This is a genomic window from Bradyrhizobium sp. NBAIM08 (assembly GCF_020193935.1).
Taxonomy (GTDB): domain Bacteria; phylum Pseudomonadota; class Alphaproteobacteria; order Rhizobiales; family Xanthobacteraceae; genus Bradyrhizobium; species Bradyrhizobium yuanmingense.
Map to the genome: position 1 here is coordinate 1 of NZ_JADYVR010000686.1, position 421 is coordinate 421.

Here is a 421-nt window from a genome sequence, read left to right on the forward strand (position 1 = left end):
CATCTTTTTATGGCATCTTTTCTAACTATAGTAATAATCGGCTTATTGAAATCAAACGGCTTCTTAGTTATAAAAACTATCATCATGAAAAAGATTTTTATTTTCAGTTTATTTCTTGGATTTTTTCTCAAGGCTATTGCACAACCTTCTGAAGCCGAAATAAAAAAGCAAATCACCAACACTGGAACCAAGTCAATCAAATTCACCAAAACGACGGGTACTCGCCAATGGAACAGGGACCTTGGCAACTGGGAGTATGTTCGTGGCGTTGAAGTAATAAGAAACAGCGATTATCCCGGAATTGACTTAGTGGTTGCCGGGGATGTTGTTTATCAATACACCGGCGAAGGCGGTTATAGTTATTGGAAGTTTCGAACACTAAGCAACCAATATCTCGGCATACCTAATCCAACCGCAAAAG

The 421-nt window shown here is 38.7% G+C and carries 1 protein-coding gene; it reads left to right on the forward strand.

From position 1 onward, the window contains the following. Positions 1–84 precede the first annotated feature (84 nt). Positions 85–421: hypothetical protein (locus I6F37_RS41565; RefSeq protein ID WP_225154606.1), on the forward strand; the 337-nt coding region annotated here is incomplete at its 3' end.